The sequence below is a fragment of the Cytobacillus pseudoceanisediminis genome, assembly GCF_023516215.1.
Taxonomy (GTDB): domain Bacteria; phylum Bacillota; class Bacilli; order Bacillales; family Cytobacillaceae; genus Cytobacillus; species Cytobacillus pseudoceanisediminis.
This window is the reverse complement of record NZ_CP097349.1, coordinates 789,005-802,718: the sequence shown is the minus strand read 5'-3', so window position 1 is coordinate 802,718 and position 13,714 is coordinate 789,005. Positions and strand designations below refer to the sequence as shown.

15 protein-coding genes and 1 pseudogene are annotated in these 13,714 nt (G+C 42.0%); 8 read left to right on the top strand and 8 right to left on the bottom strand.

Going from position 1 to position 13,714, the window contains the following annotated elements:
- The first annotated feature begins 25 nt into the window (after positions 1 to 25).
- Together M5V91_RS04410 and M5V91_RS04405 are read left to right on the top strand one after the other, a co-directional pair.
- Complete coding sequence (locus M5V91_RS04410) at positions 26 to 817, top strand: DeoR/GlpR family DNA-binding transcription regulator (RefSeq protein ID WP_192908840.1); 792 nt, start codon at positions 26 to 28, stop codon at positions 815 to 817.
- A 344-nt stretch (positions 818 to 1,161) separates the two neighbouring features.
- Positions 1,162 to 1,320: a hypothetical protein gene (locus tag M5V91_RS04405; RefSeq protein ID WP_009333774.1), complete on the top strand. Its 159-nt coding sequence runs from the start codon at positions 1,162 to 1,164 to the stop codon at positions 1,318 to 1,320.
- Between the two features lie 48 nt (positions 1,321 to 1,368).
- Here the strand turns inward: M5V91_RS04405 and M5V91_RS04400 are convergent, their stop codons facing one another.
- Positions 1,369 to 2,340 (bottom strand): HD domain-containing protein, encoded by a 972-nt coding sequence (locus M5V91_RS04400; protein ID WP_284521745.1) that lies wholly within the window; start codon positions 2,338 to 2,340, stop codon positions 1,369 to 1,371.
- Between the two features lie 83 nt (positions 2,341 to 2,423).
- Positions 2,424 to 3,140, bottom strand: a complete 717-nt coding sequence (locus tag M5V91_RS04395) for a YwaF family protein (RefSeq protein WP_284521744.1) — start codon at positions 3,138 to 3,140, stop codon at positions 2,424 to 2,426.
- A 156-nt stretch (positions 3,141 to 3,296) separates the two neighbouring features.
- Here M5V91_RS04395 and M5V91_RS04390 point away from each other — a divergent pair, with 156 nt between their 5' ends.
- Complete coding sequence (locus M5V91_RS04390; RefSeq protein WP_284521743.1) at positions 3,297 to 3,665, top strand: hypothetical protein; 369 nt, start codon at positions 3,297 to 3,299, stop codon at positions 3,663 to 3,665.
- A 239-nt stretch (positions 3,666 to 3,904) separates the two neighbouring features.
- Here M5V91_RS04390 and M5V91_RS04385 read toward each other — a convergent pair whose 3' ends face one another.
- Positions 3,905 to 4,747: an STAS domain-containing protein gene (locus M5V91_RS04385; protein ID WP_217025560.1), complete on the bottom strand. Its 843-nt coding sequence runs from the start codon at positions 4,745 to 4,747 to the stop codon at positions 3,905 to 3,907.
- 964 nt (positions 4,748 to 5,711) lie between these two features.
- Positions 5,712 to 5,915, bottom strand: a complete 204-nt coding sequence (locus M5V91_RS04380; protein ID WP_284521742.1) for a hypothetical protein — start codon at positions 5,913 to 5,915, stop codon at positions 5,712 to 5,714.
- 52 nt (positions 5,916 to 5,967) lie between these two features.
- On the opposite strand from M5V91_RS04380, the gene M5V91_RS04375 reads away from it, so the two are divergent.
- On the top strand, positions 5,968 to 6,705 hold the full coding sequence (locus M5V91_RS04375; RefSeq protein ID WP_374940707.1) for a YqcI/YcgG family protein: 738 nt from the start codon (positions 5,968 to 5,970) through the stop codon (positions 6,703 to 6,705).
- A gap of 25 nt (positions 6,706 to 6,730) precedes the next feature.
- Here M5V91_RS04375 and M5V91_RS30280 read toward each other — a convergent pair whose 3' ends face one another.
- The 4 genes from M5V91_RS30280 to M5V91_RS04360 form a co-directional block, all read right to left on the bottom strand.
- Positions 6,731 to 6,895, bottom strand: a complete 165-nt coding sequence (locus M5V91_RS30280; RefSeq protein WP_369425973.1) for a YetF domain-containing protein — start codon at positions 6,893 to 6,895, stop codon at positions 6,731 to 6,733.
- A complete protein-coding gene (locus M5V91_RS04370; protein WP_369425934.1) occupies positions 6,853 to 7,419 on the bottom strand; it encodes a DUF421 domain-containing protein in 567 nt (188 codons plus the stop codon). The genes M5V91_RS30280 and M5V91_RS04370 overlap by 43 nt, the downstream gene beginning before the upstream one ends.
- 187 nt (positions 7,420 to 7,606) lie before the next feature.
- On the bottom strand, positions 7,607 to 8,059 hold the full coding sequence (locus M5V91_RS04365) for a hypothetical protein (RefSeq protein ID WP_019382342.1): 453 nt from the start codon (positions 8,057 to 8,059) through the stop codon (positions 7,607 to 7,609).
- The gene (locus M5V91_RS04360; protein WP_251267090.1) at positions 8,060 to 8,848 is read right to left on the bottom strand and encodes a hypothetical protein; all 789 of its coding nucleotides are present in this window, start codon (positions 8,846 to 8,848) and stop codon (positions 8,060 to 8,062) included.
- A gap of 194 nt (positions 8,849 to 9,042) precedes the next feature.
- Between M5V91_RS04360 and M5V91_RS04355 the strand changes: the two genes are divergently transcribed.
- The 4 genes and pseudogenes from M5V91_RS04355 to M5V91_RS04335 all read left to right on the top strand — a co-directional run bounded on the left by M5V91_RS04355 (position 9,043) and on the right by M5V91_RS04335 (position 13,677).
- On the top strand, positions 9,043 to 11,169 hold the full coding sequence (locus tag M5V91_RS04355) for an MMPL family transporter (RefSeq protein WP_251175285.1): 2,127 nt from the start codon (positions 9,043 to 9,045) through the stop codon (positions 11,167 to 11,169).
- 41 nt (positions 11,170 to 11,210) lie between these two features.
- On the top strand, positions 11,211 to 11,882 hold the full coding sequence (locus M5V91_RS04350; RefSeq protein ID WP_009333763.1) for a response regulator transcription factor: 672 nt from the start codon (positions 11,211 to 11,213) through the stop codon (positions 11,880 to 11,882).
- A pseudogene (locus tag M5V91_RS04345) lies at positions 11,879 to 13,272 on the top strand (sensor histidine kinase). The gene M5V91_RS04350 and the pseudogene M5V91_RS04345 overlap by 4 nt, the downstream one beginning before the upstream one ends.
- Before the next feature lie 6 nt (positions 13,273 to 13,278).
- Complete coding sequence (locus M5V91_RS04335) at positions 13,279 to 13,677, top strand: hypothetical protein (RefSeq protein ID WP_009333761.1); 399 nt, start codon at positions 13,279 to 13,281, stop codon at positions 13,675 to 13,677.
- The last annotated feature ends 37 nt before the right edge of the window (positions 13,678 to 13,714 follow it).

Sequence of the window (13,714 nt, the reverse complement as noted above, 5' to 3'; positions counted from 1 at the left end):
TAAGATGAAAACGGGGGGACCAATAATGAAAAAAGGGTTCGTTGCGGAAAGGCACAGGAGGATTATCAGGGAATTAGAATTAACAAATAAAGTGAGTGTAGCGGATCTCTCCAGAAAATTAAGTGTAACGCCAGAAACAATCCGGAGTGACTTGAGACGGCTTGAGAAGGGAAATAAATTGCGAAGAATTCATGGAGGAGCCATATGCTATTTTGGCTTAGAGAAGGAGCAGCAATTAAATAAAAGGATTGTTGTAAGCCTCCCCATCAAAAAGAAAATTGGTGAAGCTGCAGCAAGCTTTATTTCCGATGGAGAAACAATTGTTTTGGATGTCGGCTCCACAACTCTTCATATTGCCGGTTCGATTGAAAATGTTGAGAACGTAACGATCGTAACCAATTCACTGGCTGCCGCAGAAATATTAAATACAAGAATGGAAAATAAACTGTTCAATGGCAGGGTCATTCTGATTGGCGGGACCGTGAATCCTCTGCAGCGCTCAACCTCAGGTTCACTAACTAATCAGATGCTGGAACACTTTTATTTTGACAAGGCCTTTATCTCCTGTGGAGGAATGAACCGCGAAGGGATATGCGATTATAATATTGATGAAGCTGCTGCCTCTGCTATCATGATAAAAAGATCTAAACAGGTTTATGTGGCAGCCGATTCCTCAAAACTGAATCAAAGGGCATTTTTCCATATCAGCCCTTTTTCGGCTATTGATTTTGTCATTACTGATGCGGATTTGCCGCAGAATTGGCCGGAGGAGGAAATCAAGTTCAATGGGCTAAAATGGGTAAAAGTCTATACATAAAATGAAACAGAACTCTCAGGCCACTGTTAGACGGAGTGACTGAGAGTTCTCTTAAAAGAGGCCAAATGCAAAGATAACAGTTAGAACGATCATACACATCATTTTTGATTAGCAATGGCCCCTTCCGATTTCTCTGGCTCTTCCTTATACATCCACCACTTTCCCCACAGCAGGCTTTCTTCGGATCGAAATAACTCCAGATTAGCACTCAGTAAATAAGAAATCTGCCATCGTCTCAGCCCCTTCGCTATCATATTACGTTGGTATCATCTCTATCCGGATTGTTTATTTCCTTCTAAAACGGAAACATTAGTAACATACAGGAGAAAAGGGAGGCAAATGATATGAGTGAAAAAACTCCACAGGATGTTAACCGTATTCAGGAAGAAGCTCAAAAACAGGATCGGGAAGCGCAGAAAGCACAGGAAGTTGTTGAAGATGCCATTTCCAAAATGACTCCGCAGCGGCAGTATGAAAAAGAAAAGGAACAGAATAAACGATAAAAGGAAAAGCCTTATTCCTGCCCGGATGCAGTGATAAGGCTTCCTTCATTATTGAATTTTTATGTACACACCTTCCATGGCTTTTTCATATGCATTTTGTCCACTGTTATTAACATCATCTGACAGGCTTGATGCCCTGATGAGCTTGCTGTTAATCAAAACGGAAGGATCTATCAATCTGATTTTCCCTTTGAAATGAATATCGTAGTCTAACTTGTTTTCTTCTGCGGTGACCTTATGATCAATTTTCTCAAGCAGACCCTTCACTTCCTGATCCCCTGATTCCCTTATTTTAACTAATACCTCTTCATCTTTGCCAAGGAGATCACCCAAATGAAGAATTTCTTTTTCCAGAGATCTTTTCAGGACCTTTGCAAGAGATTCATTTGCATAAATATTTAAGGGTTCCATGAAGAAATCAATGACTTCTTTATAATAAGTTTTTACAAACCACTCAGCTGCCTGCAGGTCAGAAATATAAATTCGGCCGTCAACAACGATCAGACTCTTCAGAAAGCTGTGTGCCTCATTTAAAGAAATATAACCGTATCGGTACATGTCCCTCAACGTGTAGTCCAGCCGGTCCGCACAAAGTTCGGGTGCGGGCTGTTCTAATAATGTCCATTGTGAATCCTCAAAAAGGATACTTTCATAATCAAGATGATGCCTTTTCAAAATGGCCGGGATCTCAGATTCAAGGACAACACGCTCAAAAATATGTTCATGATAATCTTCTGCTTCATTTTCCAAGACTCCATCAACCACATGGGAAAAGGCAGTATGAGAAACATCATGAAGCAAACCGGCAATCTGCTCTTCCACAGAACCGCCCAGTTTCCTTATTAACAGCATCACGCCTAATGAATGTTCGTACCTCGTGACATTCCATTTTTCATTGACAAGGTAGCCCGCTCCGCCCTGGTGTACACCCTTTAACCTTTCCACCGGCCTGCTGTTGATTAATTCTTCCAGCACTTGTTCAAGCTTGTATTCTCCATATAACTCGTCTTTAATCAGCATAAATCCTCCTGCTTTGATAAATATGTACCTACATTATATATGTTTCAAAGAGAAAAGCCTTAATCCCGGCAGGAATAAGGCTTTCATTTTCCGCGGACCCTATTTTGTTCGACTGCCTGCATGTAATTCATTGGTAAATAGGTAATCAAAAAGACAATCAGCGCAGCAGCTTCAAGTGCTGCGTAGTACCAGACACCGTTCCCGAAAAACGACAGCAGGGTTTTAGTTTCTGTCGGGCTGGTCAAATAAAAGAAATTTGTACCAAGCAGCATATTCAAAAAGAAGACTGGAACCGCAATGACGTTGAGTGTTAAAAAGCCTTTCAGCACTGCCTTTTTTGGCACCCTGTATCCTTCAAACAAAATAAAATATAATACGGCAAGCGGAATGGCTGAATGATGAAGAAAGTATTTGATGTAGCGGTAATGAGGAAATTGGTAAACCATATCAGGTGTCACCATGCTTAAAATTTGAGGTATTGTACCAATAAAATAAAGCAGCCAAAAAGCCTTTTTATCAGGCTTCAAAAACAGGTAAAGAGCAATGAAAGTGCTCAAAGAGCAAAGCTGGAGCGGCAGATCTGCCACATCCCACTGATTTGTAAGAACCAGCCATATATGATGCGTCACTTCACAAGCCAGCAAAGCACCAAACAGCGACCATTTTATGATTTTCTGATAGGCCCTAAGTGCCTGCCTGTAATACACAAGCCACCAGGCGGTAAAAAAGAAAAGAAACAGTGTAACAAGGTGCATAACCGAAAATATTTCAAATCCCTGCATACCCGATACCGAAAACATGATGTCATCCCCCTCAATAGGCAGTGAAGTGCTGTTTGATTCATTCTATTCACAGTGAGGAAAATAAACACGGTTAATATGCGGAAAAACCGGATTTTATGCCCGCCCAAAAGGAAAATTATGTTAACCTTTTAGTATAAGGGGCAGGGGGATGGAATGAGTTTTAAGTCTCCTCTTTTTATCATTAACCTCATTGCTTTACTTGGTCTAATCTTTTTCCTCTGGATAGCCGGCTTCTTCGGATTCTGGAAACATGAAATAAAGGATATATCGGAAGATGCTGGGGATATTTTTGCTCAAGCCTATCCTGTTGTAAAAATAAATTTTGAAAAAACTGAGGGAAAAGTTATTTATGAGGAAGAAAACAATAAGATTTATGTTTCAGAGGTATTTATCGACACATATTCAAATTATCAAGTGATTTTTAGCTCCATTGGCAGCTATAATTTCAGCGGGGCGACACTGGTTTCTGGAATTGAACACGCCAGACAAAATAAAGGAGATACAGATATACTGCAGGTGTAGCTTATCAGGGTATAACATTTTGAACTACTTCCTGCGTGCTCAGGCCCTTTAAGGATACAAGGATGGGGATGAATTCAGTTTCTATTTATACGCTTCAGATGTTGATTCCCAGAATGAAGAGACTGTTGAGATTACTCTTTCAAACCTTTATATCAATTATTGGGCACGAAAACCCAATTTATGAAACCAAAAAATAGCAGAGTAAATTCATTTTGAATTACTCTGCTATTTTTCTATGCTCACCCATGCAGTTCTTCAAAAGCCTGATACACATTGGCTTTAACCTGAATGCCATTCAGCTTAATGCCGAGCGTGACTATCGTCTGGGCCACTTCCGGACGGATACCGGTAATAATCGTTTTAACTCCAATCAGCGAGAGTGCCTCAATTACTTTAAACAGCTGATCTGCCACCATCGTATCAACAATCATCACGCCTGAAATGTCTAAAATTAAATGCGACAGCTTCAGGTTCGCAGACTGTTTTAATGTTTCTTCCATCAGAAGCTGCGCCCTCTCAGTATCAATGTTTCCAATTAGCGGCAGGATGCCAACTCCTTTTGAAAGAGGAACGACAGGGACGGATAACTCAAGAAAAGCCTGCTTTGCATTCTCGAGTGTTACCTGATGGTATTTGACATAAGACATGCTGAAGCAATGGATGGAATGATCCAGCAGGGGATCTATAAAATAGATAACCTTAAAAACCTCTGCTGCCGGCATCTCAAGCTCCATCATAGCTTCCTCTAAAGATTTCCAGATATGTTTCCGATAATAACCCGCATCTTTTAAAGCTTCATCCAAAGGGATTCCAAGCTTAAATAAATTTCCCCCTGTTTCCTTGCACCATTTTTCTATCTTTTCCATCGTTTTATCTTTATTATCATGGTTCAGCAATGCTTCACCGAACAATCCAATAAACTCAGCACGAATCTGAATAATCTGCGCTTCCAATTTGTCAGCCTGCATTCTCTCCATTTCCGTCATCTCGACACCGCTCATTCGATCCTTATGCAGGTTTTTGGCTATCATATCTTTCTCTCTTAAAATCTTTTCCCCTAAAAGACACATCTGTTTACTCATGTTCTCCCCCTATAGTACTTAGATTTAATCCATTAAGAATGGGTCCGCTTCATCCTAAACATATCTCAATACCCGTGCGAGTTTTGGAATAAACCTCTGACTTTAAAATTATTTAAGTTAATTGAGGAAGAATGGTGAATAACTGCCAGTTTCGTTGACCATTCCGTTTTTCGTCGTTATTCGCTCTGATTAACTACCAGTTTCGTTGAGAATTCCGCTTTTTCGTCGTTATTCGCTCTGATTAACTACCAGTTTCGTTGACCATTCCGTTTTTCGTCGTTATTCACTCTGATTAACTTCCACTTTCGCTGACCATTCCGTTTTTCGTCGTTATTCACTCTGATTAACTACCAGTTTCCTTGAGCATTCCGCTTTTTCGTCGTTATTCGCTCTGGTTAACTACCAGTTTCCTTGAGCATTCCGCTTTTTCGTCGTTATTCGCTCTGATTAACTACCAGTTTCGTTGACCATTCCGTTTTTCGTCGTTATTCGCTCTGATTAACTACCAGTTTCGTTGACCATTCCGTTTTTCGTCGTTATTCGCTCTGATTAACTACCAGTTTCCTTGAGCATTCCGCTTTTTCGTCGTTATTCGCTCTGATTAACTACCAGTTTCCTTGAGCATTCCGTTTTTCGTCGTTATTCGCTCTGATTAACTACCAGTTTCGTTGACCATCCGCTTTTTCGTCGTTATTCGCTCTGATTAACTACCAGTTCCCTTGACCATTCCGCTTTTTCGTCGTTATTCTCTCTGATTAACTACCAGTTTCCTTGAGCATTCCGTTTTTCGTCGTTATTCGCTCTGATTAACTACCACTTTCGTTGACCATTCCGTTTTTCGTCGTTATTCGCTCTGATTAACTACCAGTTTCCTTGACCATCCGCTTTTTCGTCGTTATTCGCTCTGATTAACTACCAGTTTCCTTGACCATTCCGCTTTTTCGTCGTTATTCACTCTGATTAACTACCATTTTTCCTGATCACTGGATTTTTCGTCTTTATCACTGTGTCCATGACTGCCACTCTCCCACCTCTCCACCCCTTTTCGTCGCCTTGTCCCCACCATGGGTACCATTTCCCAGCCCACTCTCCTATTTCTAGTCGCCATCCCCTGCAAACCCCACAACGTCACCTCCTCTGTCAGCCCATTTTCACCATGGACACTCACCTGCCTTATCCCATTTTGAATATAGTGTAGGAGTCTGAAGGGGGTGACTAAGATCAACAGTCTATATACTGCGAACTCCTCCGGCATGCATAGTTTAGAAGATTGGCAGCAGATTGCTTTTGATAGATTCCAGACAAAGATGACCGATAAAGAAAGGCCTTTCCCCTGCATACCAGCAACTATAGGGTTTGCCAAAAATCAGCTCCGTTATGGGTTTGCTGACGACCCAATGGATCCGGCCGCCATTCAGCAAACCGCAGTCATGCTGAGGGAATTCTCTCTACATTCAAGAGAGTTCGGAAGCTACACTTCTCTGATCATTTTTTACAAAACAAGGGATGATTTGAGTGTGGAGGAATATGAGCAGCTTTTTTGGGAGCAGCTCACAGAGTTATCTGAGATGGATAATGCTGGGTGGCCAAACGAAATCCCAAAAGATCCGCATGATCCACTTTGGGAGTTTTGCTTTAACGGAGAAAAGTATTTTGTCTATTGTGCCACCCCTGCGCATAAAAATCGGCAGAGCCGGCATTTTGATACGATGATGCTCGCCATCACACCGAGGTGGGTTTTGCAAGAGTTTATGAAAAAAGTACCTTTAGCATCACGAATTAAAAGTCAGGTCCGCAAACGGCTTCAAAAATATGACAGCATAGCGATACACCCTGATTTGAACAGTTATGGAGCCGATGATAACTTCGAATGGAAACAATATTTTCTGCGGGATGATGACACCACGATCTCTAAATGCCCCTTTCATCGTCTGCTGGGAACATTCAAGAATAAATAAGGAGGACAGAAGCAGCTTCTGTTCTCTATTTGTTTTTTCTATCGATATAAAGAGTGCCATCCTGCTGGACTTGAGCAAAAAATACATCTTCGGCTGAGTGGATCTTCGCTTTTTGCAGTTCCCTGTCAAGCCAGTTGTTGTCTAATTTTAATTTAGAAAGATTTTTTGAATTGACCTTTCCATCTGCAATGACTTCTGTTGGTAAAGGAATGAGATCTTTTTTGGACTCATAATATTTAAATCATTTTTCGTAACAGGCTGTTGACTTTCCTTTTTCAAAACGGACAGATCTCCGTTTGTTTCCAGGATTGCGTAATCGACATCGTTAAGCGAAAATATGTCCTTTTGCCTTAATAATGCCTGCAGCTCATCCAGATCCACCCTCGATATCTTGAGTGCCCTTTCCATTATCCTGCCAGCTTTTATGACTATTAATGGTTCACCAGTTGTGACTGTCCTTCCCTGTTTCGACTTGAGGTCAAGCATGTCCATCAGTATGGTAAAAAGTGTCCAAACAATCAGTGATATAACTCCATCTTTGATGAGGGTACTCTCATTCACAGCAAGGTTACCGGCGATAGACCCGATTCCAATGGCTGAAGCCCAGTTGAAAAAGGTCATTTGTCCAATTTCCTTGCGTCCCATCAGTCTGGCTAATAAGAAAAGTACTAGAAACGAGATAGTTACACGAAGGATCGTCTCGTTTACCGTCATTAAAATTCCCCCTACACATTATGGGCCTGCGCCTTCAGAACAGCTGCCAGCTCCTTAAATCATTTTTCAGCCCGGGGATTATTTCGCTTCCCCCAATACGGATCATCAAAGCCTTTTTGCATATCTAATACCATCAATGCTGGTGCATTAGGAAATTAATTCATCACTCGTCCTCCAAAAAGGATATTTAATTTACTCTGGCGACTCCGTTTGCAAGATGCTCCCAGAGGATTGCCTCAACCTTTTTTCCTTCTTCCTCCTGGCAGTCAATAATAAGAATAACCTCTGACTTTACTCCTTTTAACAGGCGCTTATTTCTGGACCTTAGCTTTAAAAGAGTGAAATCAATTGCAAATCCAAGCAGAAAACCAGCAACAGCTCCAATTAGGCCCCAATAAATTGGACCCCATTCCAATATAAATCCTCTGCTGGCTCCAACAACCGAGAACATTACTGCCAGAATCATCCCTTTATTTATGAGAGATGTTCCATCCGATTGGTGAATGGTGTCAAACAACGCGGGATCCTCCGCCCGGTTATCCAATGGAACTGAGTATATGTCCTTTATTCCATGCTGCTCCAGCTTTTTAATTGCCAGTTCCAGATAGGATGAATGATCAAATGTTGCAAAAACCTGCATTTACTTCACCTTAATGCCTTTCTTTACTATAAATGATTTGGATTGATAGAACTTCCTTAATAGCCTTTTCTGCTCTGAATCATATAATTTATTATTTTCAACCACATTCATATAGGAATCATAAATCGTAAAAAAGTAGAAAGAGGGCAAATACATTAACCACTGAGCATTCAATACCTGAGTGGATTTTTTAAGTTCACCCACCAAGAGGTAATGAAAGGCTTCGATAAAGTGAGAAAAGTGAACAAGTATGACAGTCATGACCAAAGTAAATAAAGCTGCAAATATTCGGTGAATGTACAATTGGCCAAGGCTTGGGATAGTCACTGACCACATGATGGCGGATAAAGGATTTCTCTTATCAAGATAATTTATTTCAAAAGGCTTTATCACTAAACGTTCCACAGCAGCAGCGTCCTTTTCATTAAGCAAATATATTTTATTCATATCCACGGTTGTCCGGTAACTATCCCAGATTGCGAATATATAAACAGGGATATACAGGTGCATATACCTGACATCCAATACTTCCTTTGCTTTTTCAATTTCACCAATAAAAGAGTAAACCATGGCCGAATTTAAATGGATCGATTGGTTTATGAACAATTCCCATATAACCAATGAAAACCCTCTTAAATATTTATTTAACAGGAGATGCCCGTAGCCTGGGAACATCACAGACCACATGGCTATAATATATGGATTCCGCAGATGGATTTGTGTTGTGCCAAAGATACTTAAATGGGAAAGCTTTGAAGCCTCTTTCTGTTTCCTGAGTACAAGAGCCATAATTCTCCTCCCAAGACAGCGAAAATCATTATGGCTATTTTCTGCAAAAAGATTTTTTCATACTTTATCCAATATGCTTGTTAATGCTAAATCATCACCTTGTGCCTTCACCATTCAACTGTAAACAAAAGTTGATCTTAAGTTTATTTTCCTTTTGTAAGATAGGCATTGAAATAAGTTAAGGAGGCATTCATGTGAAAAAACTGCTGCATTCGATTACAGATTGGGTTTCCACCAAACGGGGGATGTGGATTACCATTATTGCCTGGCTTGTGCTGATGATTGGCTTAAGTGCAGGTCCAAAGCTTGGCGATTATAAAACAAATAATTTCCAGTCACTTCCTGATGAGGCGAAATCCATTATTGCCGAAAATAAAACCGAGGAATATTTTCCAAACAAACAAGGAACTCCGGGCATCCTGGTTTTCCATAATGAAAATGGCGAGGTTGATATCGAAGAAGCTAAACAGATATTAGAAGGGATCACGCTTGAGGACATCGATGGAATCAAGACGATTATCGATATCAGCAAGCTTCCCCCTCAAGCCTTAGGTTCTTTCATTTCTGAAGATAAGTCCACGATGATTGTGCCGATGGAGCTTGAGAACGGGCTTGGCAATGACCAGTATGCCGAAATTAACGACCTTGCTTCTGAAGCTGGCAATAACATTGCAGAGGATCTCGAGAGTACTGCATTTTATATCACTGGCCCAGCGGGTATAGCGGGAGACACGGTTAAACTTTTTGAACAGGCGGACTTTGTTCTCCTGATTGCCACCGTTCTTATCATTCTTGTTTTGCTTATAGCGATTTACCGCTCACCATTGCTTGCAGTCATACCGCTTCTGGCAACGGCGATTGTCTACCAGGTCGTAAACCAGAGTATAGCTTTGATGGGTGCTGGCGGACTTGAGGTTAATAACCAGACAACCTCGATTATGAGTATTTTGCTGTTTGCTGCTGTCATTGATTATTCATTATTTGTATTCTCCCGTTATCGGGAGGAGCTCAACCATTACGAAAACAAATATATAGCGATGAAGCATGCGATGCGCGCAACAGGCGAGCCTGTGTTCTTTGCGGGCGGAACCGTTCTTGCTGCCATGCTGGTTCTGTTCTTCGCGGATTTCCGGGATTATCAGAACTTTGCTCCTATTTTTGGAACAGCCATGTTTTTTATCATGCTCGCGTCCGTAACGCTGGTTCCTGCTTTATTCACCCTGTTCGGGCGTAAGGCTTTTTGGCCGAAAGTTCCTCAGTACGGAACGGAAACGGAAGTTAAACATAAAGTCTGGGGACCGCTTGCCAGATTCGTAGTGAACAAGCCTGGCCTCTCAGGCGGAATGGTCGGCATTTTTATGCTCATCACAGCGCTTAATATCTTTAACCTTGATTATGAATTCGATATGGTTAAAAAATTTCCGGATGACCTGCCATCCCGTGTCGGCTATGAAATAGTAGAATCCAGATTTGACAAAGGAGAACTGGCTCCTTCGACACTTCTGGTTGTCAGTAATCAAAAATTGGATGAAACAGATGCCAGTGCGATAACTGAGAAGCTGCAGGGATTTGATGAAATTGCTTCTGTCCGCCTGTCAGCACTTTCTGAAGACGGCAAGGCAGCTAAAATGAGTGTCGCTTTATCCATTAATCCCTATTCGACTGAAGCCTTAGCCTTTATGGAAAATTTGCGTGACGACACACCGGAGCTGCTGCAAGAAGCCGGTTTGGAAGCTGAATCTTACTACAGCGGGGTCACTGCGAAAATAGTGGACGAACAGGATATCAACAACGGTGATATAATAAAAATTGTTCTGCTTGAGACGGTTCTGATTCTTGCGCTGTTATTTGCGCTTACGAAATCTGTAAAGATGCCGATCTACATGATGGCAACCATTCTGCTCTCATTTGTCTCAGCTTTAGGACTGGGGATATTCCTTGTTGATGTATTATTCGGCTTTGAATCCATCAGTTCCCGTGTTCCTGTCTATTCATTCATTTTCCTTGTAGCATTGGGGATTGACTATAACATCATTCTTGTTTCAAGGTTTATCGAGGAAAGGAAGACACATAGAGTCAAGAACGCTCTTGAAATTGCCATCCGGAATACCGGAGGCGTCATTTCTTCTGCCGGCCTCATTCTGGCTGCTACATTTGCGGCCCTGATGACCATGCCGATAGCGGACTTATTCGTTTTTGGATTCATTGTTGCCATGGGAATATTGATTGATACCTTCCTTGTTAGAGGGATGCTGCTTCCAGCATTAATTCTGTTTTTCGAAAAAGACAAGGAGACTTCCCGGCAAAAAATATCGGAATAGAGAGAGGGTCCCCTCCTATTCCTCTGTGAGGTGGCCCTGATATGAAGATACTTGTCGTAGACGATGATGTGAATATACAGAAACTCGTCACAATCCATCTAAATCGTGAAGGCTATCAAGTCCTGCGCGCAAACAATGCACAAGAAGCACTAGCACTTTTAGAAGAACAAACCGCAGATTTAGCAGTTGTCGATGTCATGATGCCTGGTATGGACGGTTTCGAACTCACCAGGCTTCTGACTAATGACTTCGGAATCCCTGTTATACTCTTAACGGCGAAGGGGCAGCTGGGTGATAAGGAACAAGGCTTCTTATCCGGATCTGAAGATTATATTGTAAAGCCGTTTGAAGTGAGGGAGCTCCTTTTCCGGGTAGCCGTGGTGTTAAGAAGGGCTGAGCGGGCAATGGAAACAGTCATCAAAGCCGGAAACCTGTTAATGGACAGAAAAAGCTTTGAAGTGGAAATCAATCAGGAGACCATCCTTTTTCCATTAAAGGAATTTGAGCTGCTGAGCTTACTTTCGGCACGAAAAAGTAAAATCACACAGCGGGCTGCATTGATCGAACAGGCTTGGGGATCGGATTACGAGGGCAGCGAACAAACTTTAAATACCCATATCAACCGAATTCGCGATCGTTTGAAAAAATATGGCGCAACCGTTGAAATCCAGACTGTTCGCGGTATCGGTTATAAGCTTGAGGAAATAAAATGAAAACCCTATACCGAAAATTCATTGTAGCCACAATTGTGATTCTAGCCATAAGCATCGTGCTTTCCTTCATTTTAACCAATTGGGTCTATATGACTTCGACAAAGGGGAAAATCGACCGGCAAAATGTTGTGATTGCAGAGGAAATTGCTCATGGCCTGGAAAATATGCATTCCTCTGGTCCTGCTTATGAAACTTACTTAAATTCCATGAGCAAGCTCGGCTATCAGCTCTATATCGTGACGGAATCGGGTGAAGGGGAATTCTTCGGGCAGCCGTTTAATAAGACCGAATTGCCTGAGGAAGCTGCCAAAGTGCTGACCGATCAGGAAGTTTATCATGGGATGGATAGTTTTGCAGGCCAATTTCTGCTGATGGGGCATTTTTCAAACGATCTTGAAAATACCGTCGGTGTCCCCTTTACCATGAACGATCAGAATTACGGGCTATTCCTTCGCCCGAATAATAAACTTCTTTTCTCGGACATTCATATGATTTTCGCATGGTTCTTTGTCGCCATTGCCGTTGTCAGCATCACCGGAGTAATTTGGTTCGCCAAGCATCTCATTAAGCCGATAACAAAACTGACGGAAGCCACCAGGGAAATCACACGGGAGAATTTTAACTTCCCGCTGAATATTGCCCGCAGGGATGAAATCGGACAGCTGGCAGAAAGCTTCAGCCGCATGCAGGAACAGCTGCAGCACAATGACGAGGCCCGCAAGTCATTCATCAACAATGTATCTCATGACTTTCAGTCCCCTCTTATGAATATTCAAGGGTATGCAGAACTTCTGCAGACACAGAAATTGTCTGCAGAAGAACACTTCGAATATGTACAGATTATCGATCAGGAGTCGAAGCGGCTCTCCAATCTGACCAAACAGCTTTTGCTTTTGACTTCTCTTGACCAGAAATCGTATCCGATGAAGCTTTCGGATGTGAAATTGGACGATCAGATCAAGGAAACCATCCGCAGACATCAATGGCGGCTGGAAGAAAAAGAGATTGAGGTTTCCTACAAGCTTGCGCCTGTCATTTTCAAGGGAGATCCGGAGCTCTTGGTGAATATCTGGGACAACCTGCTGACGAATGCGATAAAATATAACTCTCATGGCGGAAGTATTTTAATCAGCCTGTCTCAAACTGAATCATCGATTGAAGTTGTTTTTAAAGACACCGGGACCGGAATATCCGAGGATGCGATCAGCCAGATTTTCGACCGATTTTACCGGGTGGACTCAGCAAGAAAAAAGATGGCACAGGACTCGGGCTTTCGATTGTGAAACAGATTATTGAACTGCATACTGGGGAAATCAGGGCAGTCAGCCAGGCTGGCAAAGGAACCACCTTAACCATTACATTTTTCAGGGAGAAACATCGGGAGGAATAAAAAACTATGGAACAAAAATGGAGCATCAGATTAATAAGATTTGCAGCCATCTTTGGCATTATCGGGACCTACCTTGGATCGCATATGTCCGGGCAAATGGATTATTCTTTAAGGCCTATTCATGCCCACATCCTGCTCGTAGGATGGCTTTCCGTATTTGCATGGGGAATCTTTTATAAGGTATACCGAGTAAAATATAAAAAGCTCGTTGCCATTCACAGCATACTTGGAATGGCAGGAGCACTCGGATTGACAATCGGAATGTGGATGTACACATTAAATCCGTTTAATTTAGGGGATACCTTTGTTCTGGTCTTCTTCATCGTTGGCGGAACCTTGCTGCTGCTGGCCTTTGCACTGTTTGTGGCGATTACCTTTTTGACTGAAAAAACTTCGGAACGCTGAGTTAAAAGAGCCATGCAGTCCTCTTTGGGGGCTGCAT